Here is a 22,070-nt window from a genome sequence, read left to right as displayed (position 1 = left end):
GGTCCGCTAATTGGAAGTTGTTGGACCGCGATCTGGAAGGCCTGGAGGGGAAAGCCTTCCCCCTGGTCGCCGCCGCGGTCGCCGACGCACCCCCTTCTGCGGGGAGGGATCCCCGCAACGCCCCCTTTAGAGGGAGAGGACGGCCGGCTTCGCCGTGACGGGTTGAAGGCTGGAGGAGAGGCCTCCGGCGCCCGTCATGGAGACTAGCCATGACCCAAGTGGAGATTCTGGACGCCGCTCGCGACCGCGCTGGCGGCTACAAGGTGGATGTGACCCGCGGCGAGCGGATCGGCCGCGTGTCCTCCGAATGGTTTTCGAGGCCCGCTGACGAGCGCTATCTTTCCCTGTCAGACCTCTATGCCGCCGTGCATGGGCGGACCGAGCGTAGCCGGACCCGAACCGTCGAGAGCGCGGCGATCCGGGTGGAGGCGAGTCGCGACGATGCTGAGCGCCTGGCGCTGATGCTGCCCGGCTCGGATACGCCAATCGCGCCGACCCATTGGAGCTTCGGTCAACTCGCCGGCTTGGTCGGAGCGCCGGCGGCCTATCTGCGGCAGCTTCCGGCGCCGCTGGCCGGTATCAATCTGCAATACGGCTTGACGTCCCATCGCGCCGAGCAGGTGAAGACGCTCGAAATCGAAGATGGTCGCGTCGAGCTGCGAGCCGTGACCGGCCCTGACTACGGCCGCATCTTCGACCACGAGCTGGTCGCGGCCGTGCAGCGGATCGCCGGCAACGGCACGGGCGACACACGCTGGAAAGTCCCGGGCGTGCTCGACTGGTCAACCGGCATCTACAACCCGCGCGTCGACGTCACGCAGGATACGACGACGCTCTATGCCTCCGATCGAGACGTCTTCCTCTTCCTGGTCGACGATCTCAATCCGATCGAGGCCGGCCGGCTGCCCGACGGTTCGCCCGATCTCTACTTCCGCGGTTTCTATTGCTGGAATTCCGAGGTGGGCGCAAAGACCCTCGGCATGGCGAGCTTCTATCTCCGCGCCGTCTGCCAGAACCGCAATCTCTGGGGTGTCGAGGATTTCGAGGAGATCACCATCCGCCACTCGAAATATGCCGCCTCGCGCTTCGCGCATGAGGCTGCGCCGGCGTTGATGCGGTTCGCCAACTCCTCGCCGATGCCCTTCGTCAACGGCATCAAGGCGGCGCGGGAAAAGATCGTGGCCCGCACCGACGATGACCGCAGCGAGTTTCTGCGCAAGCGCGGTTTCTCGAAGACCGAGACGGCGAAGATCATCGAAACGGTGCTCGCCGAGGAAGGGCGCAAACCTGAGAGTGTGTTCGACTTCGTGCAGGGCATCACGGCCGTTGCGCGCGACAAGACCCACCAAGACGCCCGGCTCGACTTGGAGGCGCGGGCCAAGAAGCTGCTCCACCGGGCAGCCTGACTCCCGGAAAGCTGGAGATGCGGAAAAGCGTGTCTCCGGCTTCGTGCCTTTCCGTCTTTCCTGATCGTCGGTTTCGCGGCGCTGCCCTTCAGAGGAAGAGGGCGGCGCTGCGCTTCGTGACGAGTTGCATGCCGAGAGAGAGGCTTTCGGCGCTCGTCGCGGAGTACATCCCGATGGCTACCACTGTTCAGAAGATCACCCTCTCGCCCTCGCGCGACATCCCCTTCAACAAGCTCCTGCTCTCCCAGTCGAACGTCCGGCGCGTGAAGGCCGGTGTCTCGGTCGAGGAGCTGGCCAACGATATCGCCCGCCGCGGCCTGCTGCAGGGCCTGAGTGTGCGCGCTGTCGTCGACCAGGCCGGCGTCGAGACCGGCATGTTCGAAATCCCGGCCGGCGGCCGGCGCTACCGGGCGCTGGAGCTGCTCGTGAAGCAAAAGCGTCTCGCCAAGACCGCGCCGGTGCCGTGCATCGTGCGCGACAGCGGCATCGCCGAGGAGGACTCGCTCGCCGAGAACGTCCAGCGCGCGCCGCTGCATCCGCTCGACCAGTTCCGGGCGTTCCTGGCGCTGCGCGAGAAGGGCCAGTCCGAGGAAGAGATCGCTGCCGCGTTCTTCGTCTCGGTCAACGTGGTGAAGCAGCGCCTGAAGCTGGCGTCGGTCTCGTCGGCATTGCACGACGTCTATGCCGAGGATGGCATGACGCTCGACCAGCTCATGGCCTTCACCGTCTCGGGTGACCATGAGCGCCAGGAGCAGGTGTTCGAGCGCTTGAAGGCTTCCTACGACAAGCAGCCCTATGTCATCCGCCGCATGCTGACCGAGGGCGCGATCCGGGCCGCTGACAAGCGGGCACAGTTCGTCGGCGTGGACGCCTATGTGGCGGCGGGCGGCACGGTGCTGCGCGACCTGTTCCAGGGCGACGATGGCGGCTGGCTGCAGGATGTCCCGCTCGTCGACCAGATGGTCGCCGACAAGCTCAAGGCGGAGTCCGAAGCGGTGGCCGCCGAGGGTTGGAAGTGGATCGATGTCGCGCCCGATTTCGCCTACGGCCATGCCTTTGGTCTGCGCCAGCTTCGGGGCGAGACCATCGCGCTGACGGCCGAGGAAGAGGCGACCCGGGACGCGCTCCAGGCCGAGTTCGACCGGCTGTCCGAGGAATACCAGGACGCCGACGAATTGCCGGACGAGGTCGACGAGCGCCTGTCGGAGCTGGAAACCGCGCTGGAGGGCTTCGGGACCCGGCCCGTGGTGTTCGACAGCGCCGAGGTCGCCCGCGCCGGCGCCTTCGTAAGCATCGGCGCCGAGGGCCAGCTTCGCGTCGAGCGCGGCTATATCCGGCCGGAGGACGAGTTGGCGGCCGAGCCGGAGTCCGACGTGTCCGCAGATGACGAGGACGAACGAGCCATCGCCGCCAGCTCCGTAGGCGCCGAGGCCATCGTGACGACCGAGGCTGTAGCCGAACCGGAGGAGGACGAGGGTCTGTCGCCCATCTCCGACCGGCTGATGACCGAGCTGACCTCGCATCGCACACTGGCCCTTCGGCACGCGCTCGGCGAACGGCCCGACGTCGCTTTCCGCGCGGCCCTGCACGTCCTCACGCTGAAGACGTTCTACCACTACGGCTCGGATAGCTGCCTGGAGCTCGACCTGAAGAGCGCCAGCTTCAGCACGCAGGCGCCGGGGCTGAACGACAGCGCATCGGCCGAGGCGATCCGGGCTCGGCACGAGAGCTGGGCGAAGGCGCTTCCGAAGGAGTCGGCCGACCTCTGGGGCGCGCTAGAGGAATGGGACGGCGACAGCCAGGCCGGCCTGTTCGCCCACATCGTCAGCATGTCGGTGAACGCCGTGTACGAACCCTGGAACCGTCGCCCGCGGGCGTTCGCCCACGCCGATCGCCTCGCGCAGGCGGTCGACCTCGACATGGCGGCGGCCGGTTGGAAGCCCACCGTGGATAACTTCCTCGGCCGAGTGACGAAGGCCCGCATCCTGCAGGCGGTGGCTCAGGCGAAAGACCAGCGCGCCGCCGATCGGATCGAGCATCTGAAGAAGGGCGACATGGCGACCGAGGCGGAAGCGCTGCTGGCCGACACTGCCTGGTTGCCCGAGCCGCTGCGTACGCCGGGCCGCGCCGCTGGTGTCGAACAGGCGCCGGAATCTGCGACCGAGGAAACTCCGGAGCAGCCCAGCGAAAAACTGCCGGAGGACGAAGACGAACTGGTCGCCCAGAATGACGATACCGGCGAGCCCATGATCGCAGCCGAGTAGCTGCCGACTGCAACTAGGCCCGCCGGCGACGGCGGGCCTTTTCTTTTCGAGGACCATCATGGCCGATACTGTGCGTGTTCTCGCACAACGCCTTGGGCAGCAAGCCGAGGCGGTGTGCCGCCATTACCTCTCCTCCGGCCGACGGGAGGGCGGCTATTGGCTCGTGGGCGATGTCCGCAACACGCCGGGCCGCTCGATGTTCGTCCGGCTCAAGGAGTCGGTGAAAGGGCCTGCCGGCAAATGGACCGACGCCGCCACCGGCGAGCATGGCGATCTGCTCGATGTGATCCGCGAAAGCTGCGGCCTCGTCGACTTCAAGGACGTCGCCGATGAGGCACGCTCGTTTCTCAGCATGCCACATCCCGAGCCGGAGCCGGATCGCCCTCGATCGCGCACACCGAGCGCCCCGGCTGGATCGCCGGACGCGGCGCGGCGACTGTTCGCCATGTCGCAGCCGATGTCTCGGACTCTCGTAGAGACGTATCTCCGCAATCGCGGCATTACGGCTTTGCACGGAACCGGAAACCTCCGCTTCCACGCCCGCTGCTACTACCGGCCAAACGAGCATAGCCCCACCGAGACCTGGCCGGCGATGATCGCCTCCGTCACTGATCTCTCTGGCCATCTGACCGGCGCCCATCGCACTTGGCTCGACCCCGGCGGCTTTACTGAGGCGATGCTCGGCAAGGCGCCGATCGACACGCCGCGGCGGGCGATTGGCGACCTTCTCGGTCATGCTGTTCGATTTGGCGTGGCGGGCGAGGTGATGGCGGCCGGCGAGGGCATTGAGACGATGCTGTCGCTCAGATGCGTCCTTCCCACCCTGCCGATGGTCGCGGCCCTCTCGGCGGCACATCTCTCCGCCATCCTGTTCCCGGACACGCTGCGACGACTCTACATCGCCCGCGACGACGATCCCGCCGGCGACGGCGCAATGGCGACATTGATCGACCGGGCGCAAGAGGCCGGGATCGAGGCGATCGTGATCTCGCCACGACTCGGCGACTTCAACGAGGATCTCCGGCTGCTCGGGATCGACGCGCTTCGGGCCGCAAGCCGGGTGCAGATCGCGGCACAGGACGTCGCCCGCTTCATGGAACTGGTGGCATAGCCGGAACGGGATGAGAGGCGGTTCGCCGGCGTCGTCGCCACAGGGTCGGCGGTCAAGCTTTCCTCAGCGTCGGAGAGGACCACGCCCACGGCCTTCTGAGAGGGCGATCGGGCAGCAAGCGGCCCGGACCGGCAACCTTGTGGGCCGACTATTTTCCGTCGGCGGCGGAGCCGCCTTTACATCGCGAGACAAAATAGTCGGCCCCTTCGGTCTTCCGCCGAGGCTTCGGCCCTCCGCTGCGCTGCGGGTGCAAGTCCGTGCCGCCCGCCGCCTTCGTCGCCATGAAGGCCGCGATGGGCGCGGCCGATCCGACAAGGAAAGCCGCGATGACCACCGACCACGACGACGATTTCGAGCCGCACCACAACTCATCCCCGACCGACCAGGTCCTCCACGAACTCCAGCTCTATGGCTACCGTCCCTTCAACGACGAACCCGACCCCAGGCCGCTTCCCGAAGCGAACATCCTTGTAGGCAGCATCTCCGACATCTTCGACGCTCTCGTGGTGGCGCTGGCCGACACTCGCCTCGAACCCGACCTCGAGGACCTGCTCTGGTCGACGGTGAACGTCTTCCATCGCGCCATCGACAGGATCGAACGCGAACTCGATGACAACGAGCTGGCGCAGCAACGCGCGCAACGGGAACAAGATGGCAGCGAGGTCAAGTCCGTCGAGCTGGAACGACTGACGGCGGAAGGCCAGACGCTGATCGAACGCCGCAACGCCTTCGAGCTGATGCGCGACCAGGCCGCCGACCAATTCGAGCACCACACCCGTTCAACCTGGCGGCCGCGCAACGGGTCGAAGGTCAATCACCGCAATCTGACCTCCGCGATGATCGACAGCCGCGACTTCCTGGCGGCGAAGAGGCGCGCGGCGAACCAGGTGCTCCTCCCCCCGGGTCCGAAGGTCGCACTCACCGGCGGGCTCGACTTCAACGATCACCGGCTGGTCTGGGCGAAGCTCGATCAGGTCCACGCCAAGCACCCGGACATGGTGCTGCTGCACGGCGGATCGCCCAAGGGCGCCGAGCTGATTGCCGCCAAATGGGCCGACAATCGCAAGGTCCCGCAGATCGCCTTCAAACCTGACTGGACGAAGCACGCCAAGGCCGCGCCGTTCAAGCGCAATGATGCAATGGTGGAGACCCTGCCGATCGGCGTCTTGCACTTCCCGGGCACCGGCATCCAGGACAACCTTGCCGACAAGGCGAAGAAGCTCGGCATCCCGGTCTGGAAGTTCGGCGGCGCATGAGCGCCGCCTTTCCTCAATACGTATTGACGTCGAACCGCAAAGGCGGATCACCGGCTTTTCGCAAGACCGCCTTTCAGTCCGGTTCACCCGTCACCGCGATCCGGGCCGCGCGAGCATCGTGCGCCAACTCCGTATCATTCTCGATCAGGCCGTCGAGCAGCGCCTTCATATCGCTCTGATCGGACGCCGATTGAAACGGCCCCGGCTGCCGCTCGATCGCCAGCACCGCAATGGCGAGCGCCTTCTTCACCAGGTGCAGATCGCGTCCCGTGAATTCCGCCATGCCGCATGCCTCAACCATCATGTCGACTCGTAAGCACACCCTAGCCGATCGGTCAGCGCACCGTGAGGACAACGAGGTTCCACGCATTGTCTGCGACGGCCTTTGAGTGGCGGCTCCTGCCGGCGGGTGCCACCCCGCGTCTATCAGCGCTGATCCTTGGTCCGGCCGAGGGCCTGACGCCATCAACCCGTAAAGGGTCGGCTTACGCAACGCGTGCCGCCGCTGCGTCTTCGCCTTCGCGGTGATTGCGGCCCTCGGCCGGACACATCGGGCGCCTGTCGCGCGGGGATGGCCCCCGCCTCAGCACAGGAGCCGGATCAATGTCTCAAGCCCTCGCATTCGCCAACGGGTGGAACCTCGCCACCACCCTCATGGCCTGCGTCGTCATCTTTCATGCTGACGCTGGCAACTACGGCGTCATGCTGGCCGCCGAATATGACGGCGATCCCGGCGCCGTCATCCACGAATTCGACCCCTTCCAACCATGAAGGGGTGCATCACCACACAAGCTCGCCCGAGAAGGGCCAGTTTAAACTCAGGGTCACGTAGGCTGCGGCTCAGCGTTTATTGTCGAATCGCCAGCTCTTCGGCCGCTTGGCGAAGGTTTCGATGTTGGGCTGCCACAATAGTCCATCGTAGATCTCGAAGCTCGACACTCACAACTCAGTTCTCCGCCCGTGGGCGGAGCGGTTTTGAGATGAATGCGCGGCCGCTGCTGGGTTTGTTCGCCAGCTTCGCTTTCCAGCCCATCCGGCTCGCTTCAAAGGCGTCGTACCGCGGGCCAGCGACCGTTCCCCTCGCTGTCAGGATCAGCCCACCTAAAAAGGAGACCGCATCGCCGACCACCACATCTCATTGACACATTCTGCCGTAATCGATATATCGACACGTATCGATCAATCGATCAAAAGGCTCGCGACCAAGGAGGCCGCTACTATGAAACTCTACTATACGCCGGGCGCCTGCTCGCTTTCCCCCCATATCGCCCTTATCGAATTAGGCCTCGACCACAGCTTGGTCAAAGTCGACCCGCGCACCAAGAAGACCGAGACCGGCCTGGATTTCCTGTCCATCAACCCCAAGGGCTACGTGCCCGCGCTGGAAGTCGAGCCGGGCCAGGTGCTGACCGAGGGCGTCGCGATTGTGCAATACCTGGCCAGCAAGAGAGCCGAGTCCGCCGTCTTTCCTCAGTTCGGCTCACTGGATTATTTCCGGGCCGTGGAGTGGCTGGTATTCATCAGCAGCGAGATTTACGAGGGATTCATGAGGGTTCTCCCCGGTCCCAATCCCGCCGGCCTGGAGAAGTTGCAAAAGCGCCTGACCTTCCTGGGCGAGCACCTTAAGGATCGCGCATTCCTCGCGGGTGAAGCGTTCAGTCTGGCTGATGGATACCTGTTCACCATCCTGCGCTGGTCCGACCTCGCCAAAATCGATCTGGCCTCGTTTGGCGGTCTGTTGGCTTACCGCGATCGCGTCGGTGCTCGTCCCAGCGCCCAGGCAGCGATAAAGGCCGAGGGGCCTTCGTTCCTGGACCAGCGCTAGCCTGACCCACCGAGGAATTGACCCGATGAGTAGAGATCTGCAAGGACAAGTCTTTCTTGTCACTGGGTCAACGGAGGGGATTGGCAAAGCAGCCGCACGCGAATTCGCGAAGCGGGGGGCGGAGGTCGTCCTCGTTGCGCGGAACAAGGAAAAAGGCGACCGCGTCGTTGCCGAATTGAAGAAGGCGACGGGGAACAACGACGTCAGTTTGCTCGTGGCGGACATGTCGAGCATCGCCGATATCAAGCGCGTCGCCGCCGAATTCCGCGCCTCCCACACGAGGCTCGACGTGCTCGTGAACAACGCGGGGGCGCTCTTCAGCAAATACCAATTGAGCAAGGACGGGCTCGAGATGACGTTCGCGCTCAATCACATGGGCTATTTCGGCCTTACTTATTCGCTCCTCGATCTCCTGAAGAGCACGAAAGGGGCGCGCGTCGTCTCGACCTCGAGTCTGGGGCACAAGATAGGGAAGTTCGATCTCGGCCGGATCGCCAAGCGTGAACCGGATAATGCCGGCTGGCCTGCATACGGAGAGTCAAAGTACGCGAACATACTCTTCACGCGCGAGCTTGCACGAAGGCTCCAAGGGTCAGGCGTCACCGCCAACTGTTGGAACCCGGGCTTTGTGAACTCGGGCTTTGGATTGAACAACGGCGGGTTTATCAAGTGGGCGTTCAGCGTGGTGAGTCCGATTTTCGCGAAAACCCCGGAGATGGGGGCCGACACGCTCATCTGGCTTGCCACAAGTCCCGAGGCCGCGTCCCACACAGGAGAGTATTTCTCGGACCGCAAGGTTACGAAAGTGGTAGAGCCGAGGCGCGACGACGAGCTGGCCAGAGCCTTATGGGAGCTCTCTGAGAAGCTCTACAACGGCTAGCGTTCCGCTGCGGAAACGTGAGGTGCAGCGGGGACGGGCATCGCTTTTGCGAATGCTCCCGAGTGTGTCTAATGAAAGGTGGACATGTTCGAGTGTGCAGACACGTAGCGAGGGACGAACGAAGAATGCCAGCAAAGAAGGCGAACGATTCAGAGAACCGGCTGCCCCCAAAGCAGTTTGCCCACGTGGCCAAGGTGCTCGCGGAGCCGCGTCGTGTGGAGATTCTCAAGCAAATTGCCGCGAACGGAGGGCACATCCCGTTCAGCGACCTGGTGACGCTGCACAACATCACCAGCCAGACGATGTCGCACCATGCTCACGAACTGAAGCTGTCCGGCCTCATCGAGATCGTTCGCGAAGGTAGATGCGGCACCCTCCACCTGCAACGGGACGTCCTGCAAGCTTATTTGAATGAGTTTAGTGACATTTAGCCAGGCGGGATTTCCCCTCCCGCCGCCGCCTATTTGCGGCTATACTTATGCCCGCGCCGTGGTGGTGGTGGAAGGCGCGACCGTCAGACCTTTATCTCACGGAGTACACCGCCATGATCATCTTTGGACCTCTGCTTGTCATCGTCGGCATCGGCTTCTTCTGCTGGCTGCTGTTCACCCTTGCTGTCTTCGCGCTGCCCTTTTTCGTTGGCCTGACTGCCGGGATCTGGGCCTTCCACACCGGGGCCGGCGCGCTCGGTGGAATCGCCGTGGGCCTCGTCGCGGGCGGCGTAACCTTTGGCATTGGCCAGCTCGCGCTCGCCTTTGTGCCGTGGGCGTGGCTTCGACTCCTGATCATCCTGCTCTACGTCGCGCCCGCGACCGTCGCCGGTTACAGCGCGACGCACGGAATCGCGCAGATGGCGATGCCTTCGCCAACCTGGCAGACTATCTTCGCCGTCGTCGGCGCAATCGCCGTCAGCGTCACGGCGTTCGTCCGCTTCACAGGAATGGCCGCGCCCGGACCAGCCGGACAGGGTTTGGCGCGGGGCTGACACCATCACGTCGACGGGGCGGGGCTGGATCAGGCTTCCGCATCCCGCCGTCCTCGTCGTCGAATACGGCGTGAGGGCGGCTTGGCGTCGAGGCTCACCGGATCATCGCCGAGCACCGGGTTTCGCGGCGGGTCGCTGAGGTACTTGGCCCAGGTGGCGAGGTCTCACGCATACGGCCAACGAAGCGCGCGACGGGGCGTGCAGCCGGAGCTTCGTGTCGGAAGCAGGAGACCCGTGGTGGCCAGGACAGGTCCCGCATCGCCGTCGAACCTACCGGCCGATCTCCACGGTGACTCGAAAGTCGCCACGTTCTCCTTGATGTCAACTCGGTCAGGCCGAGCGCACCGAACGGCCTCTTCGATGGATTGATCTGGCCGAAGGCCGGCTGAAGCCTCGACCGCCTATGGCGCAACAGCGGCGTCAAAACTTTCTTCCCCTGCCGGCTGCCCCGTCATTCCTCGCGAGACAAGAAAGCCCCTCCTTTGCTGTCGAGCCCCTTCGGGGTGCGCCGTCGATCGCCTCCGGCCCCTCGATCACCATCGAGGCCGCAATGGTGCGGGCTCGGAAACAGAGATCAAGGAGAACTACCATGGCGACCATCGGCACCTTCAAGAAGACCGGCTCGAACGAATTCACCGGCGAAATCGTCACCCTCTCGGTCCAGGCCAAGAACGTCCGGATCGTCCCCGAAACCAGCCGCTCCGGCGACAACAGCCCCAGCCACCGCGTCTATGTCGGCCGGGTCGAGATCGGCGCCGCCTGGGCCAAGCGCTCCAACGAGGGCCGCGACTATCTGGGCCTCAAGCTCGACGATCCGAGCTTCACCGCCCCGATCTTCGCCAACCTCTTCGACGACGAAGAGGGCGAGGGCTACAGCCTGATCTGGTCCCGCCCCAACGGCCGCCGGAGCGACTGACCGCCGCCTACAATGCCCCGTCCGGCTGGTCCGGGCGACAACGACCGCATGTGGGCTGCGGATGGCTGCCGGGTCTGCGATGCTTTCGACGCTAAGAAGCGGAAGCGGCTGGCCATTTGGCGCCGTTCGTGAGTTTATTGGCGCCATTCGTGAATGTGGCGTGTGCCACTCCGATCTAAATGCAGTGCATCGAAAGAGGAGCACACCATGTTCAACCAAGATCGCAAAACTGCCCTTGTCACTGGCGCTTCGTCGGGGATGGGCAAGGAAATCGCCAAGCGCCTGATCGCTGATGGCTATCAAGTCTTCGTCGCAGCGCGCAGCATTGACAATATGAATGACCTTGCGGCGCTCGGCGCCGAACCGCTGCGGATGGACGTATCGAAGGAGGCCGATATTGAGGCGGCGGTAAGCCGGATCACCGAAACTACGGGCGGTGTGGACGTGCTGGTCAATAATGCCGGATTTGGGCTTTATGGCCCGATGGAGGAAATCGGCATCGACGAGGCCCGCTATCAGTTCGAGGTCAACCTGTTCGGGGCTGCCCACCTGACGCAGCTGCTCCTGCCAGCGATGCGCGCCAAAGGCGCGGGGCGTATCGTCAACATCAGCTCGATGGGCGGCAAGATGTACACGCCGCTGGGCAGCTGGTATCACGCGAGCAAGCATGCGCTCGAAGGATGGTCAGATTGCCTCCGCCTCGAACTGGCGCCCTTTGGCATCAACGTGATTGTCATCGAACCGGGGATCATTGAAACCAATTTCGGCAACATCGCAACCGACAGCCTGCTCGAGCGGTCGGGGCAAGGCCCCTACGCCAAGCTGGTCGAGGCCATCGTGCGTGGCACGCGGGAGGCGTATGGCGAGGGCAAAGGTTCGCCGCCCCGCCTAATCGCAGATGTGGTTGCCAAAGCGGTGAGGGCGCGTCGTCCGCGTACCCGCTACGCCGCAGGCAAGTTCGCCAAGCTCCTGATCGCGCTGCGGGTCTGGCTCAGCGACCGGATGTTTGACCGCCTTATCCTGAGCCAGGCGGCCTAGCCATGACACAGGCGCCCGCAGATCGCTGCAAAATCCCACCCGGTTTCTGGCGCGCGGTAGAGAGCATCGGCATCCGCCCGGCTGAGTTGGTGCACCGCGCCCAGCTGCCGCTCAACCTGCCGCTCTCCAGCGACGGAATTTTGACCACGGCACAGTATTTCGCGCTGATGGCGAGCCTCGGCGAGTTGTCGGACGTGCCTGCGGTCGGCCTTTACCTGATCGAACATGCCGATACGTCGGCTCACCCGCCGTCCACAGTCGCGGCTTTCTATGCCCGCGATTTGCGTGACGGGATGGCGCGGCTCGCAAGATTCAAGCGGCTGTGCAGCGCCGAGCGGCTTGTCCTCACGGAGGAACAGGGTAGTTGCGTGGTGACGATCGACTGGCTCTATTCTCCGGGCGTAGAGCCTGACGTCAGCGTCGATCTAACCTTTGCCACGCTCGTCGAACTGGCGAGGCGCGGGACGGGTCGTTGGGTTGTCCCTTGCGCGATTGAGCTCAGCCGGGCGAGCACAGGGCATGGCGAACACGAGCGGTATTTCGGCGCGCCCGTGCGGTTCAACTGCCTGCGCAACGCGCTCATCTTTGATGGCGCGGATCTGGACTGTCCCTTCCCGGGGCACAACGCCGCGATGATAGCGCTGATGACGCCTGCGCTCTCCTCCGAACTGCAGAAGCTCGATCGCCCGGTCACGGTATCCGAGCAAGTGGTCACCGCGCTCAAGGCCAGCCTGCCGAGCGGTAGGCCCGACATAGGCGATGTCGCGCGCCAGCTGGGCTTTAGCGAGCGGACGCTGCAGCGGCGTATCACTGACGAAGGCACCAGCTTCAAGGAGCTGCTCGTCGAGGCCAGGCAGGAGACATGCCGCCGCCTGTTGGCCGATATCGCCGTCCAGATCGACGAGATCGCCTATCTGCTTGGCTACCAGGATACCCGTTCCTTCTATCGTGCGTTCAAGGAATGGGAAGGCGAGACGCCCGCAATGTGGAGGCACCGCCACATGGCAACTGCTGGAAATGCTGAGGGCTGGGCGCAGGAACCGGACGAGGTCGGCACCGTCTGACAAATGGCGCCATTGGTGCAAATTCTGTTGCCCAGGGTCACGCTCGCCAGATCGTTGCGTTGATATTGGGAAATCATTTGAGGAGATTATCATGTCCGAACCATTGGTCGTGTTCGCACGCCTGAAGGCACAGTCAGGCAAAGCAGAAGCCCTTGGCCTTGCCCTCCGCGCGGTCGTCGCGCCGACGCGGGCCGAACCCGGCGCGCTGGACTATGTCCTGCACCGCAGTGTCGATGACCCGAATACTTGGCTCCTCTACGAGCGCTGGATTTCGCGGGCTGCTCTCGACGCGCATTTCGAACAGCCGCACATGAAGGTGTTGTTGGCTCGTGCGTCTGAGTTGATTGATGGAGATGTTGAGATGAGGCTCGCGAAGATCGTTGACGATTGATCTGAACCGAATGCGCCGTCGGATGTGGTTTCCGGCGGGGCGCTCTACCAAGTCTATACGGCGCCCGGCGAGATCACCGACATCGCGCTGCAGGACGGGGAGCAGCTCGTTGGCTCCGGGCCCGTCGTGCGCTGGATTATCGGCGATACCGAGAGCGGCGTCGGCGCGACCAAGAAGGTCCACATCCTGGTCAAGCCGACGAGACCCGAGCTGCTCACCAACTTGGTGATCAACACGGATCGGCGGACCTACCTCCTTGAGCTGCGCTCGACCGAGAAGACCTACATGGCTTCGGTCTCCTGGCAGTATCCCGAAGACCAGCTCATCGCGCTTCGGCGGCAAAACCAAGTGGCCGACGCCGCGGCCCCGATCGCGAGCGGCGTCGATCTCGCCTCGATCAACTTCCGCTACGCGATCCAGGGCGACAATCCCGCCTGGCGACCGCTGCGCGCCTTCGACGACGGGCACAAGGTCTACATCGAGTTTCCGAGCGGGATCGCCCAGGGCGAGATGCCGCCTCTGTTCGTCATCGGTCCGGCCGGCGGGTCCGAGCTGGTGAATTACCGCGTGAACCGCAACTACTACATCGTCGACCGTCTGTTCGCGGCCGCCGAGTTGCGTCTCGGCGATAAGGATAGCGAGCGGCGTGTACGCATCGTCCGCACCGACGGAAGGCCGCGGTCATGACGGATGCTCCGAACGAGGAAAGGAGCGCCGCGCCCGAACCGTCCGTAACGCCGGACCTGCGGCTTCGGGGCGAGCGCCCGCGCGTCACGCGCTTATCGCGCAGAGTGCTGATTGGCCTCGGCGCCGTATCGGCGCTCGCCGTCGCCGGCGCGTTCGGCTATGCGCTCCAGACCCGCAACAGCGCGCAGACCGGCCAGGAGCTGCTCAGCACGCAGAATCGCCCCTCCGCCGAAGGACTCGCCGGTCTGCCGAAGGACTACACCGGTCTGCCGCGCCAGGTGCCCCCACTCGGGCCTCCGCTGCCCGGCGATCTCGGCAAGCCAATCCTCAATGCCGGGGCTGCGCCCAACACTGTCGTTCCCGGAACGACGCCCGATCCGGAAGCACAGCGGCGCGCCCAGGAGATCGAGGCCGCGCGGCTCAGCCGGCTCTTCGCCCAGACCAATCAGCAGCCGCAGCCGGTCGGCCTCGCTGCACCCGCCGCGACGGGAACTGCGGCGGCCCCGACGCTCGCACCGCCTATCGACGCCGGCGCCGCGCAGAACATGCAGGACCGCAAGGCGGCCTTCCTCAACGCTTCGACTGACAAGCGCACGGTCAGTCCGGACCGGCTCGACGCCAAGGCCTCGCCCTATGTCGTGCAGGCCGGGACCGTGATCCCTGCCGCGCTCATTACGGGCATTCGTTCCGATCTACCCGGACAAATCACGGCCCAGGTGACGGAGGCGGTCTATGACAGTCCTACCGGCAAGTATCTTCTGATTCCGCAGGGTGCCAAGCTGATCGGCCAATACGACAGCTCCGTTGCTTTCGGGCAGTCGCGCGTGTTGCTGGTCTGGACTCGGATTGTCATGCCGGACGGCGGCTCGATCGTGCTGGAGCGCCAGCCCGGGGCCGACACCCAGGGCTATGCCGGGCTTGAGGACTAGGTCGATAACCATTGGGGTATGCTATTCAAGGCGGCCGTCCTCTCGACGCTTCTCAGCGTGGGGGCGGAGGCGGGCACGAGCCAAGACGAGAACAACCTTGTTCAAGCGATCCGAAGCGGCGCGTCAAACAGCATCAGCCAGACCGGCCAGCAGATCGTCCAACGCCAGCTCAACATCCAGCCGACGCTGACGATCCGCCCCGGTTTCCCGGTCCGCGTCATCGTCACGCGCGACTTAGTGCTGGCGCCATACGGTCAAGGGGGAAAGCCATGACGAAGCTCAAGCTCGGGCCGCTCGCGGACGACAAGCCGGTCAAGGTCAACATCGAATTGCCGGCGGCCGTGCACCGCGATCTCATTGCCTACGCCGAGGTGCTTGGACGGACAACCGGCCAGACCGTCGCTGATCCAGCAAAGCTGATAGCCCCGATGATCGAACGGTTCATGGCAACGGATCGAGCGTTCGCGAAAGCGCGGCGCGCTACGGCTTAGTCCCCCGGGGGTTCTGCCGACAGGTCAGGATAGCGCTCGTACAGCATATCGAGAAAAGGGCTGAGAGACGGGTTGGGATTCGTCTGCCGCCAATAGGCGCAAAAACGGAGACGTGTTGGCCCATCGTTGTCATGCACTTCGCGGAACGTCACCCCAGGATACGTCGCACCCGTCGCTCCCTCCAAGGCGAGAAGGGGCCCCCAACCAGCGCTAACCAGACTCAGCAAGCGATCGAGCGACACATCATGACGAAGGAGTCGCCCATGATTCGGGCATCCCAATTCACTGACGAGCAATTGAAGAAACTCCGGTCCGGGCCCACGGTGCGGCAAGAGCAGCGACTCGTGAGTGAAATCGGTCCAATGCACAATTTCGCGATCTGACAGCCCATGGTCATCGGGAAGCGCGACGACAACGCGCTCGCTCCAGACCGGGAGTGACTTCCCGTCCCAAAGAGTTTTGCTGCCGGCAATAAAGGCGACATCAATAGCGGAACTCGCGAGGTCAGACAGCAGATGATCGCTGGACCCGTCGACCAGATGTACCTCCATGTTTGGGAAACGGCGCCGATGCTCGACGAGCGTCGCACGTAGATTACCGGCCGAGAGCGAGGCGTGAATTCCGACGGTCAGACTGCCGCTCTCACCCCGTGACCGCGCCCTAAGACGCCCTTTGATTGTCTCGATTTCCTCTACTATCCGCGCTGCGGCTTCGAGAAACTCCTGTCCTTCCAGGGTTGGTCGTGTGCCGCCGTTGGTTCGCTCAAAGAGGACCGCATCCAGTTCTTGCTCGATATCGCGCAGACTCCGACTGAGGGTTGATTGGCGGATGTTGAGCGCTTCTGCCGCTTGCCGTAGGCTGCGATGTTGTGCGGCAACAATCGCCCATCGTAGATCGCGAAGCTCGACGCTCACCGCCCAACCCGCCATCTCGATATGCCTCGGCGGTCACTCGATCGCGCCCGCGCTCTGGTCGGTGAATCTGGCAGGGAGGCAGCAGCTCGTTTTCCGCAAAGAGCTAGGGTGAACGCGGCGAAACCGATCGGCAGCACGCCCCCGACTATGAAGGCGCTATCAATGCCGGTTTGATCCAGGATCACGCCGCCGGTAAACGCCCCCAGGGCGAGCGCGATCTGAAAGACCAGCACCATCATAAAAGAGCCGACCTCATAGCGTTGCGGCGCTGACTGATAGAGCCAGATCTGGACGCAGACTGGCGTCGCTCAAGGCGTCAGGATGATGGCGCCAGAGATGCGACGAGCTGCGATATCCTCATGCGCTTGCGCCACGTCCCGCAGCAGATAGCGGGTGATGGCAATCTCTCCAAAGACGTCGTCCTGAAGAGCCGCGAACAGCTCGGCGCTGGACTCTTCAAGGCTGCCGCGGTCTTTCACGAACTGTCCTGTGCTCGGTTGCACGTAATGGATCGAGCGTGCGGCTAGAGCTTCCTTGTCGACGGATGGAGATCCCGACGCATTGCCAAGGTGGATCAGATCACCGCCGTCGCGTAATGCGGAAACCGACGCGGAGAAGGTAGCGGCGCCGACCAGTTCGTACACAACGTCAACGCCCTTGCCTCCCGTGATCGTTCTGATCTTGGTCACAAGGTCAGGATCACCGGCATGGAGGACGCTTTCGATGCCCCGCTGCCGGACGCTGTCCGCCTTGGCAGGCGAGCCGACCGTGGCGATGACGGTAGCGCCGAGTGCCCGTGCCCACGACGCAACCAGGGAACCGACCCCGCCCGCAGCAGCCTGAACCAGCACGAACTCGCCGGACCTTACGACGTGGACGCGCTTCACGAGCATCCATGCGGTCAGGCCTTTCGCGAACACCGCCGCGGCTTGCTCGGTGGAAATATCGGCAGGCAGCTTGACCAAGGCGCTGACGTCGACGAGCCGAATGTCAGCATAGGAACCGAGTGAGAACCAGTACGCGACCCGATCGCCGGGCTTTAAGTCAGCGACGTCCTCCCCGACCGCTTCGACGATGCCGGCGGCTTCGACCCCAAGGGCGAAGGGAAGCGACACATTGATTTTGCCGTCGCGAAACATCGTATCAACGAAGTTGACGCCGACTGCTTCCTGCTTGAGACGAACCTGCTGAGGTCCAGGCTCACCGACCGAGGTTTCCTCGTAGCGGAGCACCGACGGAGCCCCTTGCTCATAGATGCGAACGCGATGTGCCATCTGATTAACCTCGAATTTTAGGGTTGAAAGGCCGCGACAACGCGCGGTGCGTCGAAATACTCGCGTAGCAGGACGATTTTCCCGGCATCTGCACGCAAGTACAAGATATAGTCTTGCTGGTAACGCCGTCCGGTGGCGATGACTGTTGCCTCGGCCGAGAACTCCGCGAAGACAGCGTCCTCACCTTCCACGCGCGAAACTTTCGACACCTTGACGTGAAAGTCTTGCACGGCGTCCAGAAAGCCCTTCACGCTCTTGGAGATCGCGGCGATCCCGGTGAGCGGACTGGCAACACCAGCGTAGCTCCCATACGGGTATTCCATCACCGCGTCGTCCGCGTAGAGCGCGCACCAGGCCGCAAAGTCGGCTTTCATTTCGCGAAAATGGCCGTCAAGCAATTCAACAGCAGTTCTCATGGCAATGGCCTTTGACAAAGGATGGCGCGTTCAAACTTTGACCGTGGACATCGAGTGATTCTCTCGGCGACCATCGACGCTGATGCTTCCCGCGCCGAACGCCACCACTTGAAGAAGGCCGCCAGCCATGGCGATGTTCTTTAGGAAGTGCATCATCGTGTTCGGGTCGGCGAAGTTGTTATGAAAGATCGCCGCCGTCGCCACTGAAAATGCGGCCATGACCAGCGCGACGATCCGGGTCTGGAAGCCCACGACGAGAAGCACTCCACCGCCTACTTCAACCAAAATGGCCAAGAGGTAGCCCAACAACGGCGCGGGCAACCCAGTTGAAGCGATGTAGCCCTGCGTCATCGCCGGCGCTGCGATCTTGCCAAGGCCGCTGATGAGGAAAATGGCGGCGATGAGCAGTCGGCCAAGCGGAGGCAGATAACGAGTGTAGGTGTTCATAATTGTATCCTTGTGGGCGGTGGCAGGGAGCCGCCTTCCTGACGACTCCCGCAGTCGACGAGTGAGCGAAGATCAGCCGAAGATTTTTCCGGTAGCCTTGGCGATCAACTCACCCTGGTGACGGGCGCCCGCCAGCTCGTTTTCAGTCGGTTGGCGCGAGCCGTCACCGCCGGCGATCGTTGTCGCGCCATAGGGGCTGCCACCGGTTATCTCGTCGGCGCGCATCTGCCCTTGAAAGCTGTACGGCAGGCCGACGATCACCATGCCGAAATGCAGCAGGTTGGTGATAATTGAGAACAGCGTCGTTTCCTGGCCGCCGTGTTGGGTCGCCGTCGAGGTGAAGGCGCCGCCGACCTTACCGTTCAGCGCACCCTTCATCCAAAGGCCGCCGGCTTGATCGAGGAAGCTCGCCATCTGCGAGGAAATCCGGCCGAACCGTGTTCCGGCGCCAACAATGATCGCGTCGTAGTTGGCGAGTTCGTCGATGGTCGCGACCGTCGCGGCCTGGTCCAACTTGAAATACGCCGCCTTCGCAGCCTCCTCAGGGACCGTCTCGGGAACGCGCTTGATATCGACCGTGGCTCCGGCCGACCGAGCGCCTTCGGCGACGGCCTGGGCCATCGTTTCGATGTGGCCGTATGTGGAATAGTAAAGGACCAGCACTTTAGGCATGAAGGCACTCCTAGGGTTTAATTGACGAGAGGGATCGATTTCGACTGGGGCGTCGGTGGAAAAGAGCCGGGAAATCCAGCGGAAGAGTTCAGGGACGTTCGCCATACTTAGGCCTCGCCCGGCAAAGGGATGTATTCGGTCTCGCCAGGCACACCGGGGAACCGGCGCTCGCGCCAATCGGAAACTGCTTGTTCGATGCGTTCGGAGGAGCTGGAAACGAAATTCCAGTAGATGTGCCGCTTCTCCGGTAGCGGCTCTCCGCCCAACAACATCACGCGGGCCGCGCCGATCGCTCGCAGGACGACCTCTGCCCCGGGCTTGAACACGATGAGTTGGGCGGCGGAGAACTGACCATCTTGGCCGACGGCCTCGACTTGGCCGGAAACGACATAGATCGCGCGCTCCACATGCTCGGCCTTGACCTGAAACCGCGCACCTGCCGATAAGACGACGTCGGCGTACTGCATGTCGGAGAAGGTCGCGACCGGCGAACGACGTCCGAAAGCGGTTCCGGCGATCAGAGTTACCGACGCGCCGTCGCCCTCGAATCGAGGGAGAGCCGCTACGGCATGGTGCGAGAAACCTGGCTCGGCCTCTTCATTCGAACGGGGCAGCGCAATCCACACTTGTTGCCCGAAGAGGCTGCTGCCCGTTGCCCTTAGGGGTGGGCCTGTCCGCTCCGAATGAACGATGCCGCGGCCGGCGGTCATCCAATTGGCCTCTCCAGCTCCTATCGTCTGAATATGGCCGGCGCTGTCTCGGTGAACGATCTCACCCTCGATGAGATAGGTGAGTGTTGCGAGCCCGATATGCGGATGCGGTCGCGTATCGACGCCTTCGCCTGGTCCGAAGACGGTTGGTCCGAACGCGTCAAAGAATATGAAAGGCCCAACCATCTGTCGCTGTGCAGAAGGGAGGGCGCGTCGAACCTCGAATCCTGCGCCGAGATTGTGGATTCTCGGCAGGATGACCTGATCGACTTCCACTTTACTGATCGAACTCAATGTCACGACGACGGACTCCGGGAAAATTCCTGCCGCCACCGGTGTCGACGGAAGAGACCTTCACTCTTGTCCGCGGAATTTAGTTCTTCGTCCTGATACAAAAAACCCGTAAAAGGTTGGGTATAACGTTCAAGGAATTAGAAATGCAGGGCCCTGGCGTACCGAGCCTCGATCAGTTGCAGGTCTTCCTCGCGGTGGTGGACACTGGGAGTTTCGCTGCGGCAGGCCGCAAGCTCGGTCGCGCGACATCCGCGGTGAGCTATGCCATCGCCAACCTCGAGCAACAGCTCGGGGTTCAACTTTTTGACCGGGATCGAACGCGCAAGCCGACGCTGACCACCATCGGCGCCTCGGTGTTGTCCGAAGCGCAGACGGTTTCCGTCGGCGTGAGCAGCTTGAGGGCGAAGGTCGCCGGCATGCTTGGCGGCCTCGAATCCGAAGTTTCCATCGTCGTGGACGTGATGATGCCAACGGCACGGGTGGTCGACGCACTGCAGGCTTTCGAGAAAAAATTCCCGACAGTGGCCTTGCGCCTCCATGTCGAGGCCCTCGGGGCGGTAACGCAGCTTGTGCTGTCCGGAACCGCGACTGTCGGCATAAGTGGACCAGAGCACAAGGGGCTCGCCGGAATCGAACAAGTGCGCGTGGGCGGCGTTCGGCTGATACCGGTAGCAGCCCCCGAACACCCACTTGCACGCAGCGCCACCAATCGGCCAGGAGACGCTCGCGGTCACGTCCAACTCGTTCTCGCGGACCGCTCCACCTTAACGACGGGGCGGGATTTTGGCGTGGTCGGCATCCGATCCTGGCGCTTGGCGGATCTTGGCTCTAAGCATGCCTTGCTAGTCGCGGGGATCGGATGGGGCAGTATGCCAGAGCCGATGGTCCGGGCGGATCTCGAAGCAGGTCGCCTGGAGGCAATCGACCTACCCGAATGGAGCAACAGCTTCTACGCGATGCAGGCGATCTATAGAACTGAATCGCCACCGGGCCCCGCCGCAGCATGGCTGATCGAGCGTTTCGCTCAGCAATCGGACGTAATGGGATGATTTTGCGTTCCGTAAGCGGCCAACCAGCGAGAAGGTCAGAGACCCCCGCCGTGCAGCTTTGCCCCGGTGAGTTGTTCGCTCAAACGCCATAGACGATCTGCAGCCGCGGTGTCAGTCGCCCAAGGTCGAACGCCAAGGCCGCTCTTATCGTCAGCCGGCGCAAGCCCCGCCACGTCGCAGTTTTCGCAATAGACACCGCCCAGCCCATCGAGCTGGTGGCTCGTCGCACACCAAACGGTCGTCGCAGCGCCTTGTTCCGGCGTTTTCTTGTTGTTGGTCGGATCGATGACGGGATGTCCGTCGCCGTCCAGCGCGCCCGATGCTCGCAGTTCTTCAGGCGTCATGTAGCGGACGAGGTCCGTAACGATGCCCCCCGGGTGTAGCGAGAAGGCGCGCACGCCTTGCTCCTGCCCGCGTTCATCCAGCGCAACCCCGAATAGCGCATTGGCCGTCTTGGACTGCCCATAGGCGATCCAGCGATCATACGGGCGCTGCTCAAAATTGGGATCGTCGAAATCGACACCGCCGCGCGCATGCCCGCGCGACGAGACAACGACCACGCGCGCACCGTTGGCCGCGCATAGGGCGGGCCAAAGCCTGGCTGCGAGTTGGAAGTGGCCAAGGTGATTGGTTGAGAATTGGCTTTCGTATCCGCGGCTGTCACGGACCAGCGGCGGCGCCATGATGCCCGCATTGTTGACAAGTATGTCGAGCGGTCGGTCCGAAGCGAGGTAGCGTTTCGCGAAGGCATCGATTGATGCCGGATCCATTAGATCCAACGAATCTAACACCAGTTCCGGATAAGTTGCGAGCGCATCCCTTGCCTTGACCTCATCTCGCGCGGGAACAACAACATGGGCGCCCGCCGAGGCGAGCACGCGAGCAGTGACAAGCCCGATTCCAGAATGTCCTCCCGTCACGATCGCAGTTTTGCCTCTGAGATCGCTCCCGACGATCACCTCCTGGGCAGTGGTCGCCGCGCCGAAACCAGAATCGATGGGGTGCTGGCTTGTCGGCATGGTTGCGCTTCCTTTTTCATAGACGCAGCGGC

At 63.3% G+C, this 22,070-nt stretch carries 23 protein-coding genes and 2 pseudogenes; 17 read left to right on the top strand and 8 right to left on the bottom strand.

Annotated elements, in window-relative coordinates:
* The first annotated feature begins 209 nt into the window (after positions 1–209).
* From RS897_RS08805 to RS897_RS08790, 4 genes are all read left to right on the top strand, one after another.
* Positions 210–1,406 (top strand): DUF932 domain-containing protein, encoded by a 1,197-nt coding sequence (locus tag RS897_RS08805; protein ID WP_315836187.1) that lies wholly within the window; start codon positions 210–212, stop codon positions 1,404–1,406.
* Between the two features lie 173 nt (positions 1,407–1,579).
* Positions 1,580–3,670 carry a ParB/RepB/Spo0J family partition protein gene (locus RS897_RS08800; protein ID WP_315836186.1) on the top strand — a complete coding sequence of 697 codons (2,091 nt, stop codon included), beginning with the start codon at positions 1,580–1,582 and terminating at the stop codon, positions 3,668–3,670.
* 58 nt (positions 3,671–3,728) lie between these two features.
* Positions 3,729–4,781 carry a DUF7146 domain-containing protein gene (locus RS897_RS08795; RefSeq protein WP_315836185.1) on the top strand — a complete coding sequence of 351 codons (1,053 nt, stop codon included), beginning with the start codon at positions 3,729–3,731 and terminating at the stop codon, positions 4,779–4,781.
* A gap of 326 nt (positions 4,782–5,107) precedes the next feature.
* Positions 5,108–6,037: a DUF2493 domain-containing protein gene (locus tag RS897_RS08790; protein ID WP_315838564.1), complete on the top strand. Its 930-nt coding sequence runs from the start codon at positions 5,108–5,110 to the stop codon at positions 6,035–6,037.
* A 73-nt stretch (positions 6,038–6,110) separates the two neighbouring features.
* On the opposite strand, the gene RS897_RS08785 is transcribed toward RS897_RS08790, so the two are convergent.
* On the bottom strand, positions 6,111–6,341 hold the full coding sequence (locus tag RS897_RS08785; RefSeq protein ID WP_315836184.1) for a hypothetical protein: 231 nt from the start codon (positions 6,339–6,341) through the stop codon (positions 6,111–6,113).
* Between the two features lie 299 nt (positions 6,342–6,640).
* On the opposite strand from RS897_RS08785, the gene RS897_RS08780 reads away from it, so the two are divergent.
* From RS897_RS08780 to RS897_RS08725, 12 genes and pseudogenes are all read left to right on the top strand, one after another.
* A complete protein-coding gene (locus RS897_RS08780) occupies positions 6,641–6,808 on the top strand; it encodes a hypothetical protein (RefSeq protein ID WP_315836183.1) in 168 nt (55 codons plus the stop codon).
* 448 nt (positions 6,809–7,256) lie between these two features.
* Positions 7,257–7,862, top strand: coding sequence for a glutathione transferase GstA (gene gstA, locus RS897_RS08775; RefSeq protein ID WP_315836182.1), 606 nt, complete (start codon positions 7,257–7,259; stop codon positions 7,860–7,862).
* A 25-nt stretch (positions 7,863–7,887) separates the two neighbouring features.
* Complete coding sequence (locus tag RS897_RS08770; protein WP_315836181.1) at positions 7,888–8,742, top strand: SDR family oxidoreductase; 855 nt, start codon at positions 7,888–7,890, stop codon at positions 8,740–8,742.
* A gap of 125 nt (positions 8,743–8,867) precedes the next feature.
* On the top strand, positions 8,868–9,173 hold the full coding sequence (locus RS897_RS08765; RefSeq protein WP_315836180.1) for a winged helix-turn-helix domain-containing protein: 306 nt from the start codon (positions 8,868–8,870) through the stop codon (positions 9,171–9,173).
* Positions 9,174–9,286: 113 nt separating this feature from the next.
* The gene (locus RS897_RS08760) at positions 9,287–9,727 is read left to right on the top strand and encodes a hypothetical protein (protein ID WP_315836179.1); all 441 of its coding nucleotides are present in this window, start codon (positions 9,287–9,289) and stop codon (positions 9,725–9,727) included.
* 589 nt (positions 9,728–10,316) lie between these two features.
* The gene (locus RS897_RS08755) at positions 10,317–10,643 is read left to right on the top strand and encodes a DUF736 domain-containing protein (RefSeq protein WP_315836178.1); all 327 of its coding nucleotides are present in this window, start codon (positions 10,317–10,319) and stop codon (positions 10,641–10,643) included.
* A 207-nt stretch (positions 10,644–10,850) separates the two neighbouring features.
* Positions 10,851–11,681, top strand: a complete 831-nt coding sequence (locus tag RS897_RS08750; protein ID WP_315836177.1) for an oxidoreductase — start codon at positions 10,851–10,853, stop codon at positions 11,679–11,681.
* 2 nt (positions 11,682–11,683) lie between these two features.
* A complete protein-coding gene (locus tag RS897_RS08745) occupies positions 11,684–12,745 on the top strand; it encodes an AraC family transcriptional regulator (RefSeq protein ID WP_315836176.1) in 1,062 nt (353 codons plus the stop codon).
* A gap of 91 nt (positions 12,746–12,836) precedes the next feature.
* Entirely contained in the window at positions 12,837–13,136 is a 300-nt protein-coding gene (locus RS897_RS08740) for a putative quinol monooxygenase (RefSeq protein WP_315836175.1), read from the top strand.
* Between the two features lie 30 nt (positions 13,137–13,166).
* A pseudogene (gene trbG / locus RS897_RS08735) lies at positions 13,167–13,823 on the top strand (P-type conjugative transfer protein TrbG); the annotation flags it as partial.
* A pseudogene (locus tag RS897_RS08730) lies at positions 13,820–15,025 on the top strand (TraB/TrbI/VirB10 family type IV secretion system protein). The pseudogenes trbG and RS897_RS08730, both read left to right, overlap by 4 nt.
* Positions 15,022–15,243 carry a DUF2274 domain-containing protein gene (locus RS897_RS08725; RefSeq protein WP_315836174.1) on the top strand — a complete coding sequence of 74 codons (222 nt, stop codon included), beginning with the start codon at positions 15,022–15,024 and terminating at the stop codon, positions 15,241–15,243. Before RS897_RS08730 ends, RS897_RS08725 begins: the two are co-directional and overlap by 4 nt.
* Here the strand turns inward: RS897_RS08725 and RS897_RS08720 are convergent.
* The 6 genes from RS897_RS08720 to RS897_RS08695 form a co-directional block, all read right to left on the bottom strand.
* Positions 15,240–16,157: a LysR family transcriptional regulator gene (locus tag RS897_RS08720; protein ID WP_315836173.1), complete on the bottom strand. Its 918-nt coding sequence runs from the start codon at positions 16,155–16,157 to the stop codon at positions 15,240–15,242. The two genes, RS897_RS08725 and RS897_RS08720, sit on opposite strands and share 4 nt — an antisense overlap.
* Before the next feature lie 308 nt (positions 16,158–16,465).
* Positions 16,466–17,431, bottom strand: coding sequence for a quinone oxidoreductase family protein (locus RS897_RS08715; RefSeq protein WP_315836172.1), 966 nt, complete (start codon positions 17,429–17,431; stop codon positions 16,466–16,468).
* Positions 17,432–17,448: 17 nt separating this feature from the next.
* On the bottom strand, positions 17,449–17,847 hold the full coding sequence (locus RS897_RS08710; RefSeq protein ID WP_315836171.1) for a nuclear transport factor 2 family protein: 399 nt from the start codon (positions 17,845–17,847) through the stop codon (positions 17,449–17,451).
* Positions 17,848–17,877: 30 nt separating this feature from the next.
* Positions 17,878–18,294: a DoxX family protein gene (locus RS897_RS08705; RefSeq protein ID WP_315836170.1), complete on the bottom strand. Its 417-nt coding sequence runs from the start codon at positions 18,292–18,294 to the stop codon at positions 17,878–17,880.
* Between the two features lie 72 nt (positions 18,295–18,366).
* Positions 18,367–18,966: an NAD(P)H:quinone oxidoreductase gene (wrbA, locus tag RS897_RS08700; RefSeq protein ID WP_315836169.1), complete on the bottom strand. Its 600-nt coding sequence runs from the start codon at positions 18,964–18,966 to the stop codon at positions 18,367–18,369.
* 107 nt (positions 18,967–19,073) lie between these two features.
* On the bottom strand, positions 19,074–19,970 hold the full coding sequence (locus tag RS897_RS08695) for a pirin family protein (protein WP_315838563.1): 897 nt from the start codon (positions 19,968–19,970) through the stop codon (positions 19,074–19,076).
* Between the two features lie 143 nt (positions 19,971–20,113).
* Here RS897_RS08695 and RS897_RS08690 point away from each other — a divergent pair, with 143 nt between their 5' ends.
* Positions 20,114–21,019, top strand: coding sequence for a LysR family transcriptional regulator (locus tag RS897_RS08690; RefSeq protein ID WP_315836168.1), 906 nt, complete (start codon positions 20,114–20,116; stop codon positions 21,017–21,019).
* 35 nt (positions 21,020–21,054) lie between these two features.
* Here RS897_RS08690 and RS897_RS08685 read toward each other — a convergent pair whose 3' ends face one another.
* A complete protein-coding gene (locus RS897_RS08685) occupies positions 21,055–22,038 on the bottom strand; it encodes an oxidoreductase (RefSeq protein WP_315836167.1) in 984 nt (327 codons plus the stop codon).
* Positions 22,039–22,070: the final 32 nt, after the last annotated feature.

It is taken from the genome of Bradyrhizobium prioriisuperbiae (assembly GCF_032397745.1).
Classification (GTDB): domain Bacteria; phylum Pseudomonadota; class Alphaproteobacteria; order Rhizobiales; family Xanthobacteraceae; genus Bradyrhizobium_A; species Bradyrhizobium_A prioriisuperbiae.
This window is presented reverse-complemented; position numbering and strand designations above follow the sequence as displayed.